Below are 15052 nucleotides of genomic sequence, written 5' to 3'. Positions count from 1 at the left end.
CTTACTTGTTTCATTATATTTTTTTTAATTGTTAACATTATAATTTTAACTCCTTAACCTTTGTATTAGGAGGCAGACACTGCCTGATATCACAGGTCTGGTAAAATAATCCGGCGCTTATTTTAGCTCCTGTACCCAAATCTTTTACCGAGAAATATCGGGTAAATAACATCTGACCCTCATAGACAAAAATATTATCCTCATATGGATAGGAATTTGGTTTGGTCCATTCTGATAACGGTGTCACGCCCTTAGGAAGTTCCAATACCATTTTAGACTGAATGTAAGGCTGGTTTTTAGGGACATAAGCGTAAATATGCCAACCCGGAAGTACTTTAACCTTAATTACAACAGCCACCTGGCTTTTATTATCATTCCATACTACTTGGGCATTAAGTGAAACAGGATCTGAAATGACAGGGCTTTTCACTTTAAGTGCCGATGCCGCCTTTTCTACTTTTTTGGTAAAGCCTGTATCTGGCTGCTTTTGAGCATAGGATTTTACTCCAAGGATCATAAACAGTATAAATGCATATCTTTTAAAAACTATCATAATCTATTGTATTTACTATTATTGCGTATTAAAAATTTTTCCCGAACTGATTACCGTAAAGTTCTATAAGCTTTTTATCCATGAACGAGCCCCTCATATTTCTGGTCACTATTTTTCCTTTAGGATCCAATAGGATACAAGTTGGTATCGCGCGAAGCTGATAAATCTTAGCCAGGTCACCGTTAAATGCCTGCAAATCTGAAATTTGCAGCCAGGGCTCCTTTTCTTCTTTTACAGCTCCGAGCCATGCCTGCTTATCCTGATCCATAGAAACACTGATGATTTCAAAACCTTCCGGATGATACAGCTCATAAACTTCTTTTAAATGCGGAATATCAGCTCTGCATGGATGACACCATGAAGCCCAAAACTCCAATAGGACATATTTGCCCTTTCCGACATAATCAGAAAGTTTCACAGTCTTCCCTTTTGAATCCTCAAAAGGAAGATCAATATAAAAAGCACCAGAAGCCACGCTCTTAGTATTGGAAATTTGCTTAATTAAATTTTTGCCTGTCGCGGTATTTTTTTGAGCAGCAGGAATATAGAATGATAATTTTTCCAATTCTTCCACAGAAAACTTACTCAGTTCCTCTTTGGCAAGGGTCATTCCTACCATATTGTCTATATTTTCCTTTATGAATTGAAAAACATAGGCATGTCTTTTCTCTTGATTGTCTTCGATTTTAGTTACAATGGCAACTCCTTTGGAAATAGGCTCTTTTACCGATCCTTTCGCCGGATTTAAATATGGAAGGTATTCTGAGTTAAAAAGAGCACTAGCTTTCTCTCCAAAACGTTTTACTCCTTCTAAATAATTTAAATAGATATCCTGGCTAGCAGAACCTGTAACTGAAATATTTTTAAATGAAAATTTACCTTCAGACAAAAGTGCGTCAGCTGATGGAATACTGTCCAGCATCGCTTTAAGCTCAATATCACTATTCTCCAGGAAAACAGGAATTGAAGGCTGATAAACAGGTTCTCTGGATTCTTCAGAATCCGATTTACTGTTTATTACTAAAAGATGTAATTTCGCCTCCGGAAGCTTTCCGGAAAACATAAACTTCCCATCTTTAATTTGTGTACTGTCCACAATAGTTCCGGGATTCAGTACAGCTGTTTGAAGATCCTGGTCAACAGCTTTCAAAAATACTTTAGTTCCATCGGCAGCTCCTTCTATATTACCAGTAAAAGTATATGAAGTCTTTTCTTTTCCATCTTTACAGCCTAGTAGTAATACACTTACCAAGGCAATGCAGTAACAGCTAATTTTCATCTTAAAATTCATTTAATTATTTAATCTTTTATTTCGTTGTCCTATTAATTAGGAATCTATTCTTAAATACACCTTCTATTATTATAGCCCATGAAAGGCAAATCAAAAACACATTACTTCATTAAGCCTGAGGATTTAATGAGAAAATTTATTTTAAAATAACTGCAAGGATTTATACAGCTGTACTTCAATATATTACATACAGCGCATCCAGCATACAGATAAATTATCTGCTGTTTTTTAATTTTATTAAAAAGGGGATAAATAAGCCTTTGGCAGCTGCCAAAGGCTTTTTATTTAAAAACTAGTAACCAGGATTTTGTTTAATAATATTATTTCCTGCTTTTATAGATACATCAGGAATTGGCATAATGAAAAAATCCGGATTGGTAGCTGTCGCTTTTACATTGGATACTTGAAATCCTGTTCCAAATCCGTCTGCATAATCATAACGAATCAAATCGTACCAGTTCTCTCCTGTTTCTGAACCCAGCTCCATCATTTTCTCAATACGCACTGCTTCTAAAAATTGTGCATATGAAATGGCAGCCGGATAAGTCACAAAACCATTACCTCCAGTTGTGGCTCCTGCCCTGATTCTTACCGCATTTAAGGCAGCAAGTGCTTGCGATGACACACTATTGGTGCTTCTTGCAGCGGCTTCTGCATAAATTAAATATATTTCGGCCATACGTAAATAATACACTGTCTCAAACTGTGACTGAGGGCCAAAACGTTGTGCAAATTTCATGTTCCCATTATAACCAAAATTAGGAATAGCATAAGATCCTGTTTTCATAAAAGGAATTCTCGTTGCGTCATAATTGATGACCTGCCCTGCTACTGTCATAGTTCCTGTTGTCCCTAAATTGTAATATGAATCTGAAACGGCATTAAAAACAGTCCAGAAATTTCCGTTGCCCAAGGTTTCGTCACCATCTGCATAAACCGCAAAAAGCCCTTCTGTATTATTTAAAGTATTTAGTGTAGAATGATCAAAAAGTGTAGCAAAATTAGACACCATTGCAAAATTAGGCCCTGAATTATCCAGAATATCTTTAGCAGTTGCTGCTGCTTCGGCATATCTTCCCATATACAATAGCACTTTAGCCTTTAAGCCTTTTGCAAACGTTTTATTGGCATAATATTTTCGTCTTAAATCCGGAGCTAGTGTAATGCCATCTTCCAAATCCTTCAAAATAGCATCATAGGTTGCCCCAACCGAAACTCTTGGTAGCGCTGTCGCATCTTTTGCAGGTTCTAAACGGACATTAACTCCGTACTCAGAATTAATATCGTAAAACTGCCCAAATTCCTTGAGCAGGGTAAAATGCCCCAAAGCTCTCATAATTTTGGCTTCACCAATAATCTCCAATCGCCTGTTATCGTTGGTAAAATTAGCATCTGTCAATTTTTCAACACCGCTTATTACCCAATTGGCTCTATTGATCATAGTATATTCTCCAGCATACAGGCTCTGCACTTTACCTCCAATTGTCAATGGGGTATTGGCTAATAAAGCTCTATCCTCAGCATTAAGAAATGCCGGATAGCCTCCGGTATCCACACCGCTTAAAGTGCTTCCTAAAATCGAACTTATAGGATTACTCCCTCCTTTTTGCTGTAAAATGGCATACACTCCTGTAAGGGCAAGCTCTGATGAACTTTCGTCTGCAATGGCAGTTTCAGCCGGCAGAGAATACAAAGGTTCATACTCGTCTAAATCTTTTGTCAATTCACATGATCCCAAAAAAACTGAAAAAAGACTTGCTGCTATATATATATTAATTCTTGATTTCATCTTATGTTTTTTTTAATTAAAAAGTCACATTTAAACCGATCGTAAAGCTTTTTGCCATCGGATACGAATAGGTCGAATCCTGATTTAAATCAGTTGTTTGACTGCCAGCTCTTGGCTGAACAACCGATTCTGGGTCAATTCCTATATAATTGCTGATCGTAAATAAATTATTAGCAGAAAGTGATAATCTCATATTGGCAATTTCCGTTTTATCCAGCCATTGTCTCGGAAAGTTATATCCAAAAGAAGTAGAGCGAAGACGTATATAAGAAGCATCCCCAACATATTTTGAAATAGCAACCCCTTCACTAGCCACCCCTACACGCCCATAAGTCGCGTTAGGATTTTCAGGTGTCCAGGTATCATACACAATTGTAGTAGTATTGCTAACATTAAATTGAGGATTTGGTTCACCCATAAAATCCCCCAGGTTTACTTGTTTTTGATTTCCTTGTGAGTATTGAAAATTAAAAGAAAAACTGAAATTTTTATAGGTCATGGTATTGTTCCATCCTCCAAAGTAATTTGGGTTCAGATTACCTAAAGGCTTTCTGTCATCTGCATTTATTCTACCGTCACCATTAACATCTCTAAAAATATAATCTCCCGGCTGTGATAAATTACCATAATAACTCCCTGTTGGTGATCCTGCGTTTAATGCATTAATCTGTGCTTGGTTTTGAGCAATCCCTACAACTTCATATCCCATGATAACACCAATAGGCTGTCCCTCTACAATTGACGGAGACGATCCGCCTGCAAGTACACTTCCTCCATTTAAGTGATCAACATTATTTTTTACAAACGAAATATTAAATGATGAATTCCATTTAAAAGCTCCACCACGGATCACATCACCACCTAAGGTAATTTCCCATCCCTTATTGCTGACATCTGCAATGTTTGAATTATACCTACTTGTTCCTGTTTCTGAAGGTACTGGAGTGTATAAGATAATACCGTTGGTTTTTTTCTTAAAATAGCCCACCTCACCATTAAGACGGTTATTGAATAACCCAAATTCTAAACCAAAATCAAGTTGATTGGTTTCTTCCCATTTGATATTATTATTTGGTATTGAATTTACCACAATTCCATTAACATTTGCATAAATAGAGTTTCCTCCTGCAAGTGAATTTAAATAAGCCAAATAAGAAAATGAAGCCAAATTATCCGAACCTGTTCTACCCAAAGAAGCTCTCAGTTTTAATTGATTAATTACTTTACTCTTAAAAAATGCTTCATTATGTACATTCCATGCAAGTGCCCCTGAAGGGAAAAAACCATATTGATTATTGGTTCCAAATTTTGTAGATCCATCTCTTCTTGCTGTAAAAGTGGCCAAATAACGGTCTTTATAAATATAGTTAAACCTTCCAAAAACAGAGTTTAATCCATTTTCCAATGCTTCACTTTGATAGGTCGTAGCACGGCTGGCAGATCCTACATTAGTCAAGATAAAATCATCGGGAAACCCTGCGTAGTTCTGTGCCTGCAGGTCCAATCTGGATTGATCCCATGAAATACCTACAACGGCATCAATACTGTGACCGCTTTCAAATTTTTTAATATAATTTAAAGTATTACTAAAAGAAGTGCTGTAGCCTTTATTGTGCTGTACCAATAAAGTCGCCTCTGCAGATCCATCTACTGGATCTTGCCCAGCTAATTGCGAAAATGAAGGCATAAAATTATTTGTTTCGTCATTATTGGCAGCTATACTTAATAAAGATTTGAAATTTAAACCTTCAATAATTTTAATCTCTCCATAAACAGATCCAAAAATATTTTGAGCTGCAGTGTTGTTTTTTGCAAGCCCTTCTCCTCCCACAGGATTTCTAGATGTTGGATTTGGTCCAAGCAATGCAGGAGATGTCGTGTATTCTCCATTGTCCTGATATACATCCAAATCTGGCCTGAAATTACCCATCATCAGTCCATTGACATTAGAAGTTTTATTTATAGAATAATTATAATTAATAGAAGCTCCTACTTTAAAGTGTTCTGTTATAGTCGCATCAAGATTACTGGCAAAGTTGTATCTTTTAAACTTGGTACCGATCATCATTCCCTCCTGATCCGTTACATTGGCAGCAACAAGATAGTTTACGTTTTCAGATCCTCCCATTACATTAAAACGGTATTCATTCCACAACGCATTTTGGTTTAGAATTTTTTTCTGCCAGTCTGTATTGGCATTTCCAAAAAAAGTTCCGTCAATAATTGCATTGTCGGCAGGCGTACCTTGTCCCTGAGCTATTCTATTCTGAGCATAAGTAGTTTGAAAAGCTCTATACTGATCAGCGTTCAAAAAATCAAATCTACTGGTTGGATTTTGAAAGGTAGAATTTACAGAAAAATTAAACTGCGGTTTTTGATTTCTTTTCCCGCGTTTAGTCGTAACGATAATAACACCATTTGCCGCTCTTGACCCGTAAATTGCAGCAGCAGATGCATCTTTTAAAATATCAACTCGCTCTACATCATTAGGGTTAATAGCCATAAGTGGATTCTCACGCACTCCCGAACTTCCCAGACCATTAGATTCAAAACTTGGATTTATAGTGATTGGTATACCATCCACTACATAAAGCGGTTGATTGTCGCCACGTAAAGAAGTCAGTCCTCTGATATTTACAGCGGCTCCAGCACCAGGTCTGCCGCTAAGGGGAGAAACATAAACCCCGCTGACCCTGCCTCCTAAGGCCTGATCAATAGTCTGGGTTTTAACCTGAGTAATCTCTTCCGCTTTTACAGAACCGATTGCTCCTGTTAGATCTTTCTTTTTTGTGGTACCATAACCCACTACTATAACCTGTTCTAACTGGCTTACTTTTTCTTTAAGCACAATAGTATAGTTCTTTTTGTTAGAAGTAATAGGCTCAGAATAAAGATCATAACCAACACCGGTTGCGAACATATAATACCCTGATTGTGCCTTAATCGAAAAGCTACCGTCAAAATCAGTTACGGTTCCTCTTACTACAAAATTTTTATCCGGAGTTTCTCCACTTGTTTTATTACTGCTTGATGCATAAACGGAAATACCAGGAATCGACAGACCATTTTTATCGGTAACTTTTCCTGAAATAGTAATTTCACTGTTATCCTTCAATTTTGGAATTTCGTTGATTACTATGGTATTGCCTGTGAAATTATAATTAAAATTACCAGAAGACAAAGTTTTTTTCAGAAGTTCATCAGCCTGAATCGTACCTTTTTCAAGTTTAACTTTGGGATAATTTTTAAACTGCTGCACCTGATAAATAAAAGTGTAATTAGTCTGGCTCATAATGAGATTAAATACCTCATCCACACTCGCAGTTTTATCCTGGTCAATTTTAATATTGGCAGTTTGGGATAAAACAGTACTTGGCAGCAAACCAAACACAATTGTACAAAATAAAAAAAGAAGCTTTCGTGTCTTTTTTATTTTAAAATTTTCTTTTCTGTGGGGAAAAGAAACACTGGTTAATTTATTTTCCATAAATTTGGTCGATTTTTAATTGGTTTTAGCATTAAATTGATTAGTCATCATTAAGGGGATAAAGTATTTATACTTTGGTCGGTCTAAACTTTGTTCCCTTTAATTTTTAATTATTATTCTGTCTTTTTTTATTTCATAGGCTTTTATAAATTTAGTTTTCTTAATTAGGGTTAGTATTTCTTCAATATTTTGTTTTTTATTCAGTACACCTTTGAATTCAATATTTTCGAGGCTCTTATCTTCAAATTCTACATCTACATCATACCATCTGGAGAGTACCTGCATAATTTCTTTTAAACTTTTGCTCTGAAAAGCAAATAACCCTTTTTTCCATGCTGTTTCAGAATAAACATCTACCTGGGAAATCACTCTGTTTTTATTAAGTTTATTTAAGGTAAGCTGTTGACTAGGTTTGAGCATTTCTTTTTGGTCCGCAATTTCAACGGCAACCTTACCCTCCACTAATGTGGTGTAAATTATATCTTCATCTCTATAAGCTTTTATATTAAACTGTGTACCTATTACCTCTACTTCCTGAAGCCCTGTCAACACTTGAAACTTTGCTCCTTTATGGGCTGTACTGGGAGAAACTGTAAAATATGCCTCACCATATACCAATTCTACCTTTCTGGTTTCCCCTTCAACAAATGATACAGGATACTTAAGCTTAGACTCCGAATTTAGCCAAACCTGAGTCCCATCTGCTAATTTTACAAAAAACTCACCTCCTCTGGGTATTGTCAAATAATTATACGCTATCGCCGTTTTTGGAGTATTAGCCTTAGCATAAACCAGTTCCTTTCCATTACTTACCAGATTCTTTGCTGTAAAACTTTTACCTTTTTCCAGTACAATAGTCTGACCGTCTTCTGTAGTCAGGGTCGCTTTATCAGTGCCTATTTTAATATTATTGTTAACCACAGTCGTCTGCGTTGGTTTTGTACCTGAAAAACTGTCCTCGTTATAAACAGCGTTAAAAAAAACAAAAAGTAAAACCGCAGCTGCCACACCATATTTAAAAATATTACTTTTAAATAATCTGATTATTCCTCTTTCCTGAGGCTCCTCTTCATCTTGAATAGCCTCTAAAATATTAATAAGCATCCTGTGTTTAATAGGATCCTCTGGACCTAATTCCTCCACCCATTCGTTATCCAACTTAAAACTATGGTAATAGTTTACAAGCAGCTTAACTTCTTCTAAAGATATTTTACCATCCAGATATTTTTCAATCAGCTCTTGAAAATCCTGTTTATTATAGTTAGTATCCATTGATTTTTCTTTTGTCATTGTAGTGTATATTAATATAGTGTAGATAAAAGAAAGCATCCCCTAAAAAAAAAGATACTTTTTCATATTTCGTAGATAATTCTACATTAAAAGAGTTGATTATACTAAATTGTTTACAAAGAATACTTAAATTCAATAATAATTCAATATTTACAAATAATTAAGTGATTAGCGCAGGAAGTGGAGAATAATTTCCACCGCAAGCACATTACCTAAAGAATCTCGTAATACCTTTAGTGCATTAGTGATATGATTCTCAACAGTCTTTGTTGAAATACCCAATTGTTCTGCTATTTCTTTATGGCTCAGTTGTTCATTTCTGCTTAGTTTAAAAACCATTTGGCATTTATCAGGCAGACTTTCCACAACAAGCTTGACATGCTGTTCTAATTCCTCATGAATCATTCTTGTTTCAGGTGTGGAGTACTGAAACCGTCCATTAATATCATCATACAATTCAACCCGCTCTGGTTTATCTTTTCTAAATTCTGCAAAAACTTTGTAGCGTACGCAGGCATAGAGATAACTTTTGAAAGAAACTTTAATTTGAAGTTCCAAACGTCTGTTCCAAATCTCAATGAATATATCCTGAATAATTTCCTCACATAATTCCCTGTCTTTAAGTAATAGGTATGAGGATGCAAACAGAGGCTTCCAATAACTATCATAAAGTATTGTTAGCGCCCTTTTATCACCTTCCTTGAGGCGTTGAAGTATTTCGTCGTCAGTAATATTCATTCTGTAATACAAATATTTTTGCAATTTAACCAAAAGTTAACAATTCCGATACTTTTTACCCTTATTACAAATAAAAATATTATTTTTTTAAGAATTCTCCACCAAAAAGCCCCTCGAACAATCTTATATTTCTATTTTCATAAATTTAAACAAGCATTTTTTACATACTGTTTATAAAATTCAACTTTAAAATAAGCGCTAAATGAGATGTTGCCAATACTAATTATCAGAAAAAAACCACTTTATGAATGCTATTTAATAGGATTAAGAAAAGAGTATTTAAAAACACATCTTTTTCAGCATATTAGTGTTTCATCAAACTCAAAACGCTCCTTATAAAAAGGAGCGTAATGCAATTTGGTTCTATCCAATAAATTAGAGAATCAATATATAATAATTAAATATCAGTTTTTAAATTATCATGTATTCTATCAGCAAATCTCCTTTTTCTACAAGGCTATTTTCTTTTAAATGAATTTTGCCAATAGTCCCTGCCCGACCTAAGACTGTATTTTCCATTTTCATTGCTTCTATCGTAAATAAAGGCTGGTCCTTTTTAATCTCTTCACCCTCCTGCACCCATATTTTACTTAAGAGTCCCGGCAGAGGCGCACCAATTTCCAGATCTGTAAATGCTTTTCTATTTTGTATACTTTTCGTTTTTACAGATTCATCTTTTATCTCAATGGCTTTGGTCTGACCATTTAGCTTAAAATAAACAGTTCTGATTCCTTGTAAATCCGGTTCAGACTTATACAAAAATTTCACAATGATAGATTTCCCTTCCGAAATATTAACGATCACTTCTTCATTGGGTTTTAATCCGTAGAAAAATGTAGTAGAAGGAATAACGCTCACATCTCCATATTTTTCAACTTTATTAAAATAATCTTCAAAAACTTTTGGGTAAAATTGGTAAGATAAAAAATCTGCCAAAGTACAGGATGATGAAAATTTTTCTTGAAAAATTTCAAATTCCTTATCAAAATCAATAGGAGTTAAATGAGCATTGGGCAGATCTAAAAAAGGTTTTTCCATCTTGAGAACCATTTTTTGAAAGTCTACAGGCCACCCTCCATCGGGTTGTCCCAGCTCTCCTTTAAGCATTCCTTTTACAGAATTAGGAAAAGATAAAATAGTTCCCTGATCTAAAACATCTTGTTTGCTCAGATTACTGCTAACCATAAACATGGCCAAATCACCTACTACTTTTGAGGAAGGTGTCACTTTAATGATATCTCCAAGCAAGCTATTGGCATCCTGATACGCCTGCTTGATATCTGGCATTCTGGTCTCTAAGCCCAATGAATAGGCTTGAGGTTTAAGATTTGAATATTGCCCACCAGGAATTTCATGCTTGTACACTTCTGCTGTGCTGGATTTTAAATCGGACTCAAAAGGATAATAATACTCTCTGATATCTTCCCAGTAGTTACTATATTGATTTAATTTTTCAACATCAAAATTAGAATCACGAGATGTTCCCTTTAAAGCTTCGGCAAATACATTAAAATTGGGTTGAGATGTAAGTCCCGACATAGAAGCTAAGGCAACATCAATAATATCAACCCCTGCTTCTACAGCCTTAAGATAAGTAGCAGATTGAATTCCTGCCGTATCATGAGTGTGTAAATGAATTGGAATAGCAATAGATTTCTTTAGTTCGGTTATTAGTTTTTCCGCTGCATAAGGTTTCAATAAACCCGCCATATCCTTTATACATAAAATATGAGCTCCTGTGTCTTCTATTCTCCTGGCTAAATCCAAATAATAGTTGAGATTGAACTTTGGACGTTCGGGATCCAATATATCTCCGGAATATCCCATACAAACCTCTGCAATAGAGTCTGTACCGCTGAGCACTGCATTAATACTGTTTTTCATATTCTCGATACTGTTTAAAGAATCAAAAATTCTAAAAACATCAATCCCTTTTTGGGCAGATACCTCAATGAATTTTTCAACCAAATTATCAGGATAAGCCGTATAACCAACACCATTTGATCCTCTAAGTAGCATTTGAAGCAGTACATTAGGCATCGCCTTTCTCATTTGTTCTAAACGCTCCCAAGGGCTTTCATTCAAAAATCGCATCGCAACATCAAACGTCGCTCCTCCCCAGACCTCCATAGAGAACATTTGAGGAAAATCTTTTGTAAATGTTGACGCAAAAGGCAGCATATCAATGGTTCGTACTCTAGTTGCCAATAAAGATTGATGTGCGTCTCGCATGGTGCAATCTGTATACAAAATTTGGTTTTGGTCTTTAATCCACTGCGAGAATGCTTTGGGTTTTAACTGATCCAGCAACTGTTTGGTTCCATCAGAATGAAATGTATTTGATGGGACTGGTAGTTTTGGGGTCAGGAATTTTTTCTCGGGTAAAATGAATTTAACATCCTGATTTCCATTGACAATTGTATTGCCTATAAAAGCTAAATTCTTAGTTACATTATCGGATTTTCTTTTGATTTTCATCAAAGAAGGATTATCACCTATGAAGTTCACGGTGATATTTCCTGACTGAAAATCAGGATGGACAATTAAATTTTCTAAAAAAGGAATATTTGTTTTAACCCCTTCGATTGTAAATTCTTTTAACGTTCTTAAAAGACGCTGGCTGGTTCCTTCCAGAGTTCTTCCTCTGGCAGTAATCTTCACGAGCATGGAATCGAAAAAAGGAGAAATCTTAACTCCTGAATAAGAACTTCCTTCATCGATTCTGATGCCGTAGCCTCCAGCATTTCGATAAGCAATTATTGTTCCGTAGTCCGGTGTAAAATCGTTGGCAGGGTCTTCAGTGGTAATCCTGCATTGAATAGCAAAACCGCTACATTTTAAACTTTCTTGTCCTAATATATAAATCCCGGGGCTTGAGAGTTTGTGACCACAAGCTATTAAAATTTGACTTCTTACAATATCTATTCCTGTTACCTCTTCAGTAACAGTATGCTCAACCTGAATTCGGGGATTTACCTCTATGAAATAAATATTTTCGGCCGCATCAACCAAGAACTCTACTGTTCCTGCATTATTGTAATTTACCTTGGATGCAATACTAAGTGCATACTTATATAATTTATCCTTTGTTTCTTGTTTTAAATTAGGGGCAGGTGCGATCTCAACTACTTTTTGAAACCTTCTCTGTACACTGCAGTCACGCTCAAATAAATGAACAATACTTCCATAATTATCTCCTAAAATTTGTACTTCAATATGTTTGGGATTTTCAATAAATTTTTCAAGAAAAAGAGTGTCGTCACCAAAAGCTGTTTTTGCCTCTCTTTTAGCTTCATTAAATAAGGCTTCTAACTGATTTTCTTTTCTTACCACTCGCATACCACGGCCTCCTCCTCCGGCAGCAGCTTTTAACATCAGGGGATATCCGATGCGGTTTGCTTCTTCTTGGGCAATGTCAAATGTTGAAAGGTTTATTTTGCTATCTGCTATTAAAGGAACATTGGCCGCGAGTGCAATTTTTTTAGCAGCTACTTTATCACCTAGTTGTTCCATAACTTTAGGATCAGGTCCAATCCATAAAATTCCATTCTGAGCACATTTAGTCGCAAATAATACATTCTCGGATAAAAAACCATAACCGGGATGAATGGCATCAACTCCTTCTGCTTTGGCTACTTTAATAATTTCATCAATATCAAGATAGGGCTTTAATGGGTCTGTGTCTTTCCCTATTTGATAAGCCTCATCGGCTTTGTATCTGTGTAATGAATACCTATCCTCATAGGTATAAATAGCAACAGTTTTAATTTTAAGTTCCGCGGCTGCGCGAAAAATACGTAGTGCAATCTCTCCTCTATTTGCAACTAGTAATTTAGAAATTTGTTTCATTTTAATAAATTAAGTTAAATATTCACAAAACAAAAAAGCCTTATATTGAATACCTTATAAACTTTCGGAGTATTAATTTATACTTTTTAAAATCCAATTCTTCTTAAACTCACTTTTAATAGAATGGATAATAAATAAACTAATCCCACTGATTTAGGATACTCAATTCATAACTTTTTTTTATAAATGTAATAATCAATTCTTTCTTTACAATAAAAATAATGCAACACTGGTCGCAGCTATTCTTTAATTTTTCCAGCAGTCTTAAACTAATCTTTAGACGCCAGAAATCTCTCTGCATCAAGTGCTGCCATACAACCTGTACCTGCAGCCGTAATTGCCTGACGGTATACATGATCTGCGGCATCTCCGGCTACAAAAACACCTTCAACATTTGTTTTAGATGTTCCCGGAGTATTGATGATATATCCCGTTTCATCAAGTGTAATATAATCTTTAAAGATATCTGTGTTTGGTTTGTGACCAATTGCCACGAAAAATCCAGTTGCAGGAATTTCAATAACTTCACCTGTAGTTTTATTCAATGCTTTTATAGCATGAACCACATTATTATCTCCTAAAACTTCAACAGTATCGTGATTCATTAAAATCTCGATATTTTCAGTTTTGCGAACGCGTTCTTCCATGATTTTTGAAGCTCTGAACTTTTCGCTTCTTACCAACATCGTTACTTTTTTACAAAGTTTAGATAGATAATGTGCCTCTTCACAAGCAGAATCTCCCGCTCCAACAATTACAACTTCCTGGTTACGATAAAAAAATCCGTCGCAAACAGCACAGGCAGAAACTCCTCCACCCATTTGTAGATAATGCTGCTCTGATGGCAATCCTAAATATTTAGCTGACGCTCCCGTAGAAATAATAACGGTTTCACAGTGCAATTCGATCGTATCGTTAATCCAAACTTTATGAATATCTCCTGAAAAATCAACCTTAGTAGCCCAGCCATCACAGATATCAGCACCAAAACGTTTTGCCTGATCTTGTAACTGAATCATCATCTCTGGTCCCGTTACTCCATCAACATAACCCGGAAAATTTTCTACTTCATTTGTAGTTGTCAACTGACCACCTGGTTGCATTCCCTGATATAAAACCGGATTCATATTTGCTCTGGCAGCATAAATTGCAGCAGTATAACCCGCCGGTCCAGAACCTATAATAAGGCATTTAATTTTTTCGATTGTATTTGACATAGATGATATTAAATTTTTAGATTTAACTTTCGTTTATAATTTATTGAATGTGATTAGAAATAAAAAAACTTAGATTTTCTTATCCCACTTATTTGTATATATTATTTTGCCAGAAGTATCATATTTGACCAATAACAATCCTGCCAGTCAGTTATAATATGAAAAAGCAGTCCAACAGCAATTATTCTTGTTTTTGGAAATAGCAGCATTAAAATATAAAGACATATGGCATAGTAGGAATGCAGAGGATGAAACCCAACGCTGCATCGGGTCGGGTCAAAAATCGGCGTAGCAAACAGATGATCCAGATCGATCAACATTGTAGCAGCCATTATAAGCCAGGCACGTTTCCAGTGTGGTTTAAAAAAAACAAATGCAATTAGTCCGGGTGCTAAAAAATGCAGGCTGTAATGAAAAATATTTTGTAATAATCGTAAAATTTCAATATCCATAAGTTTAAAAATACCTTTGCGGTGTCGTGCTTAATGAAGTAGGAAATAAATTTTCTCCTTTTCGTCAATTCAAAACTGACCTCATTATTATAGTGCCATTTTTTAAGTGTATCCCCTAATTGAAATTTTTACAAATCACAGTTCAAACTTAAAATTGATGGCATTTGTTTCTTCCATTTAAACTTGTGACTTAATTTCATAATGTATTTGGAGATTATACGATGACTTTTAATAAATAAGAAAAATTGCTTTTTCCCGATATATACAAACTTTTATCAGCATTTGAAATTATCGCCTGCTAAATAAAAAAAATTGCAGTATGATAAAAATCTATATATTTGTCGTTCAATAAAAAGAAATGAAAAACTTAATTAGCAACTCTATTA

At 35.2% G+C, this 15052-nt stretch carries 9 protein-coding genes; all 9 read right to left on the bottom strand.

The annotated features are described in order from the left end of the window. Nucleotides 1-37: 37 nt before the first annotated feature. Entirely contained in the window at nt 38-553 is a 516-nt protein-coding gene (locus C8C83_RS21260) for a protein-disulfide reductase DsbD domain-containing protein (RefSeq protein ID WP_121330567.1), read from the bottom strand. 28 nt (nt 554-581) lie between these two features. Beyond that, nucleotides 582-1832, bottom strand: coding sequence for a TlpA disulfide reductase family protein (locus tag C8C83_RS21255; RefSeq protein ID WP_158598181.1), 1251 nt, complete (start codon nt 1830-1832; stop codon nt 582-584). Nucleotides 1833-2136: 304 nt separating this feature from the next. Continuing rightward, nucleotides 2137-3633, bottom strand: coding sequence for a RagB/SusD family nutrient uptake outer membrane protein (locus tag C8C83_RS21250; RefSeq protein WP_121330565.1), 1497 nt, complete (start codon nt 3631-3633; stop codon nt 2137-2139). A gap of 16 nt (nt 3634-3649) precedes the next feature. Further along, entirely contained in the window at nt 3650-7120 is a 3471-nt protein-coding gene (locus C8C83_RS21245; protein WP_121330564.1) for a TonB-dependent receptor, read from the bottom strand. Nucleotides 7121-7219: 99 nt separating this feature from the next. Beyond that, nucleotides 7220-8410: a FecR family protein gene (locus tag C8C83_RS21240; protein ID WP_158598180.1), complete on the bottom strand. Its 1191-nt coding sequence runs from the start codon at nt 8408-8410 to the stop codon at nt 7220-7222. Between the two features lie 168 nt (nt 8411-8578). Continuing rightward, entirely contained in the window at nt 8579-9148 is a 570-nt protein-coding gene (locus tag C8C83_RS21235) for an RNA polymerase sigma-70 factor (RefSeq protein ID WP_121330562.1), read from the bottom strand. A gap of 411 nt (nt 9149-9559) precedes the next feature. Next, on the bottom strand, nt 9560-12997 hold the full coding sequence (locus tag C8C83_RS21230) for a pyruvate carboxylase (RefSeq protein WP_121330561.1): 3438 nt from the start codon (nt 12995-12997) through the stop codon (nt 9560-9562). A gap of 269 nt (nt 12998-13266) precedes the next feature. Further along, nucleotides 13267-14214 carry a thioredoxin-disulfide reductase gene (trxB, locus tag C8C83_RS21225; protein WP_121330560.1) on the bottom strand — a complete coding sequence of 316 codons (948 nt, stop codon included), beginning with the start codon at nt 14212-14214 and terminating at the stop codon, nt 13267-13269. 101 nt (nt 14215-14315) lie between these two features. Beyond that, a complete protein-coding gene (locus tag C8C83_RS21220; RefSeq protein WP_121330559.1) occupies nt 14316-14666 on the bottom strand; it encodes a DUF6122 family protein in 351 nt (116 codons plus the stop codon). Between the last annotated feature and the right edge of the window lie 386 nt (nt 14667-15052).

Source organism: Flavobacterium sp. 90, assembly GCF_004339525.1.
Classification (GTDB): domain Bacteria; phylum Bacteroidota; class Bacteroidia; order Flavobacteriales; family Flavobacteriaceae; genus Flavobacterium.
Note: the sequence above shows the minus strand (reverse complement) of the source record. Positions and strands in the feature narration are given on the sequence as shown.

Excerpts from the sequence above, each read along its gene's own strand:
- C8C83_RS21230 (WP_121330561.1), bottom strand. The coding sequence starts at position 12,997 with ATGAAACAAATTTCTAAATTACTAGTTGCAAATAGAGGAGAGATTGCA.
- trxB (WP_121330560.1), bottom strand. The coding sequence starts at position 14,214 with ATGTCAAATACAATCGAAAAAATTAAATGCCTTATTATAGGTTCTGGA.
- C8C83_RS21240 (WP_158598180.1), bottom strand. The coding sequence starts at position 8,410 with ATGACAAAAGAAAAATCAATGGATACTAACTATAATAAACAGGATTTT.
- C8C83_RS21235 (WP_121330562.1), bottom strand. The coding sequence starts at position 9,148 with ATGAATATTACTGACGACGAAATACTTCAACGCCTCAAGGAAGGTGAT.
- C8C83_RS21245 (WP_121330564.1), bottom strand. The coding sequence starts at position 7,120 with ATGGAAAATAAATTAACCAGTGTTTCTTTTCCCCACAGAAAAGAAAAT.
- C8C83_RS21250 (WP_121330565.1), bottom strand. The coding sequence starts at position 3,633 with ATGAAATCAAGAATTAATATATATATAGCAGCAAGTCTTTTTTCAGTT.
- C8C83_RS21255 (WP_158598181.1), bottom strand. The coding sequence starts at position 1,832 with ATGAAAATTAGCTGTTACTGCATTGCCTTGGTAAGTGTATTACTACTA.
- C8C83_RS21220 (WP_121330559.1), bottom strand. The coding sequence starts at position 14,666 with ATGGATATTGAAATTTTACGATTATTACAAAATATTTTTCATTACAGC.
- C8C83_RS21260 (WP_121330567.1), bottom strand. The coding sequence starts at position 553 with ATGATAGTTTTTAAAAGATATGCATTTATACTGTTTATGATCCTTGGA.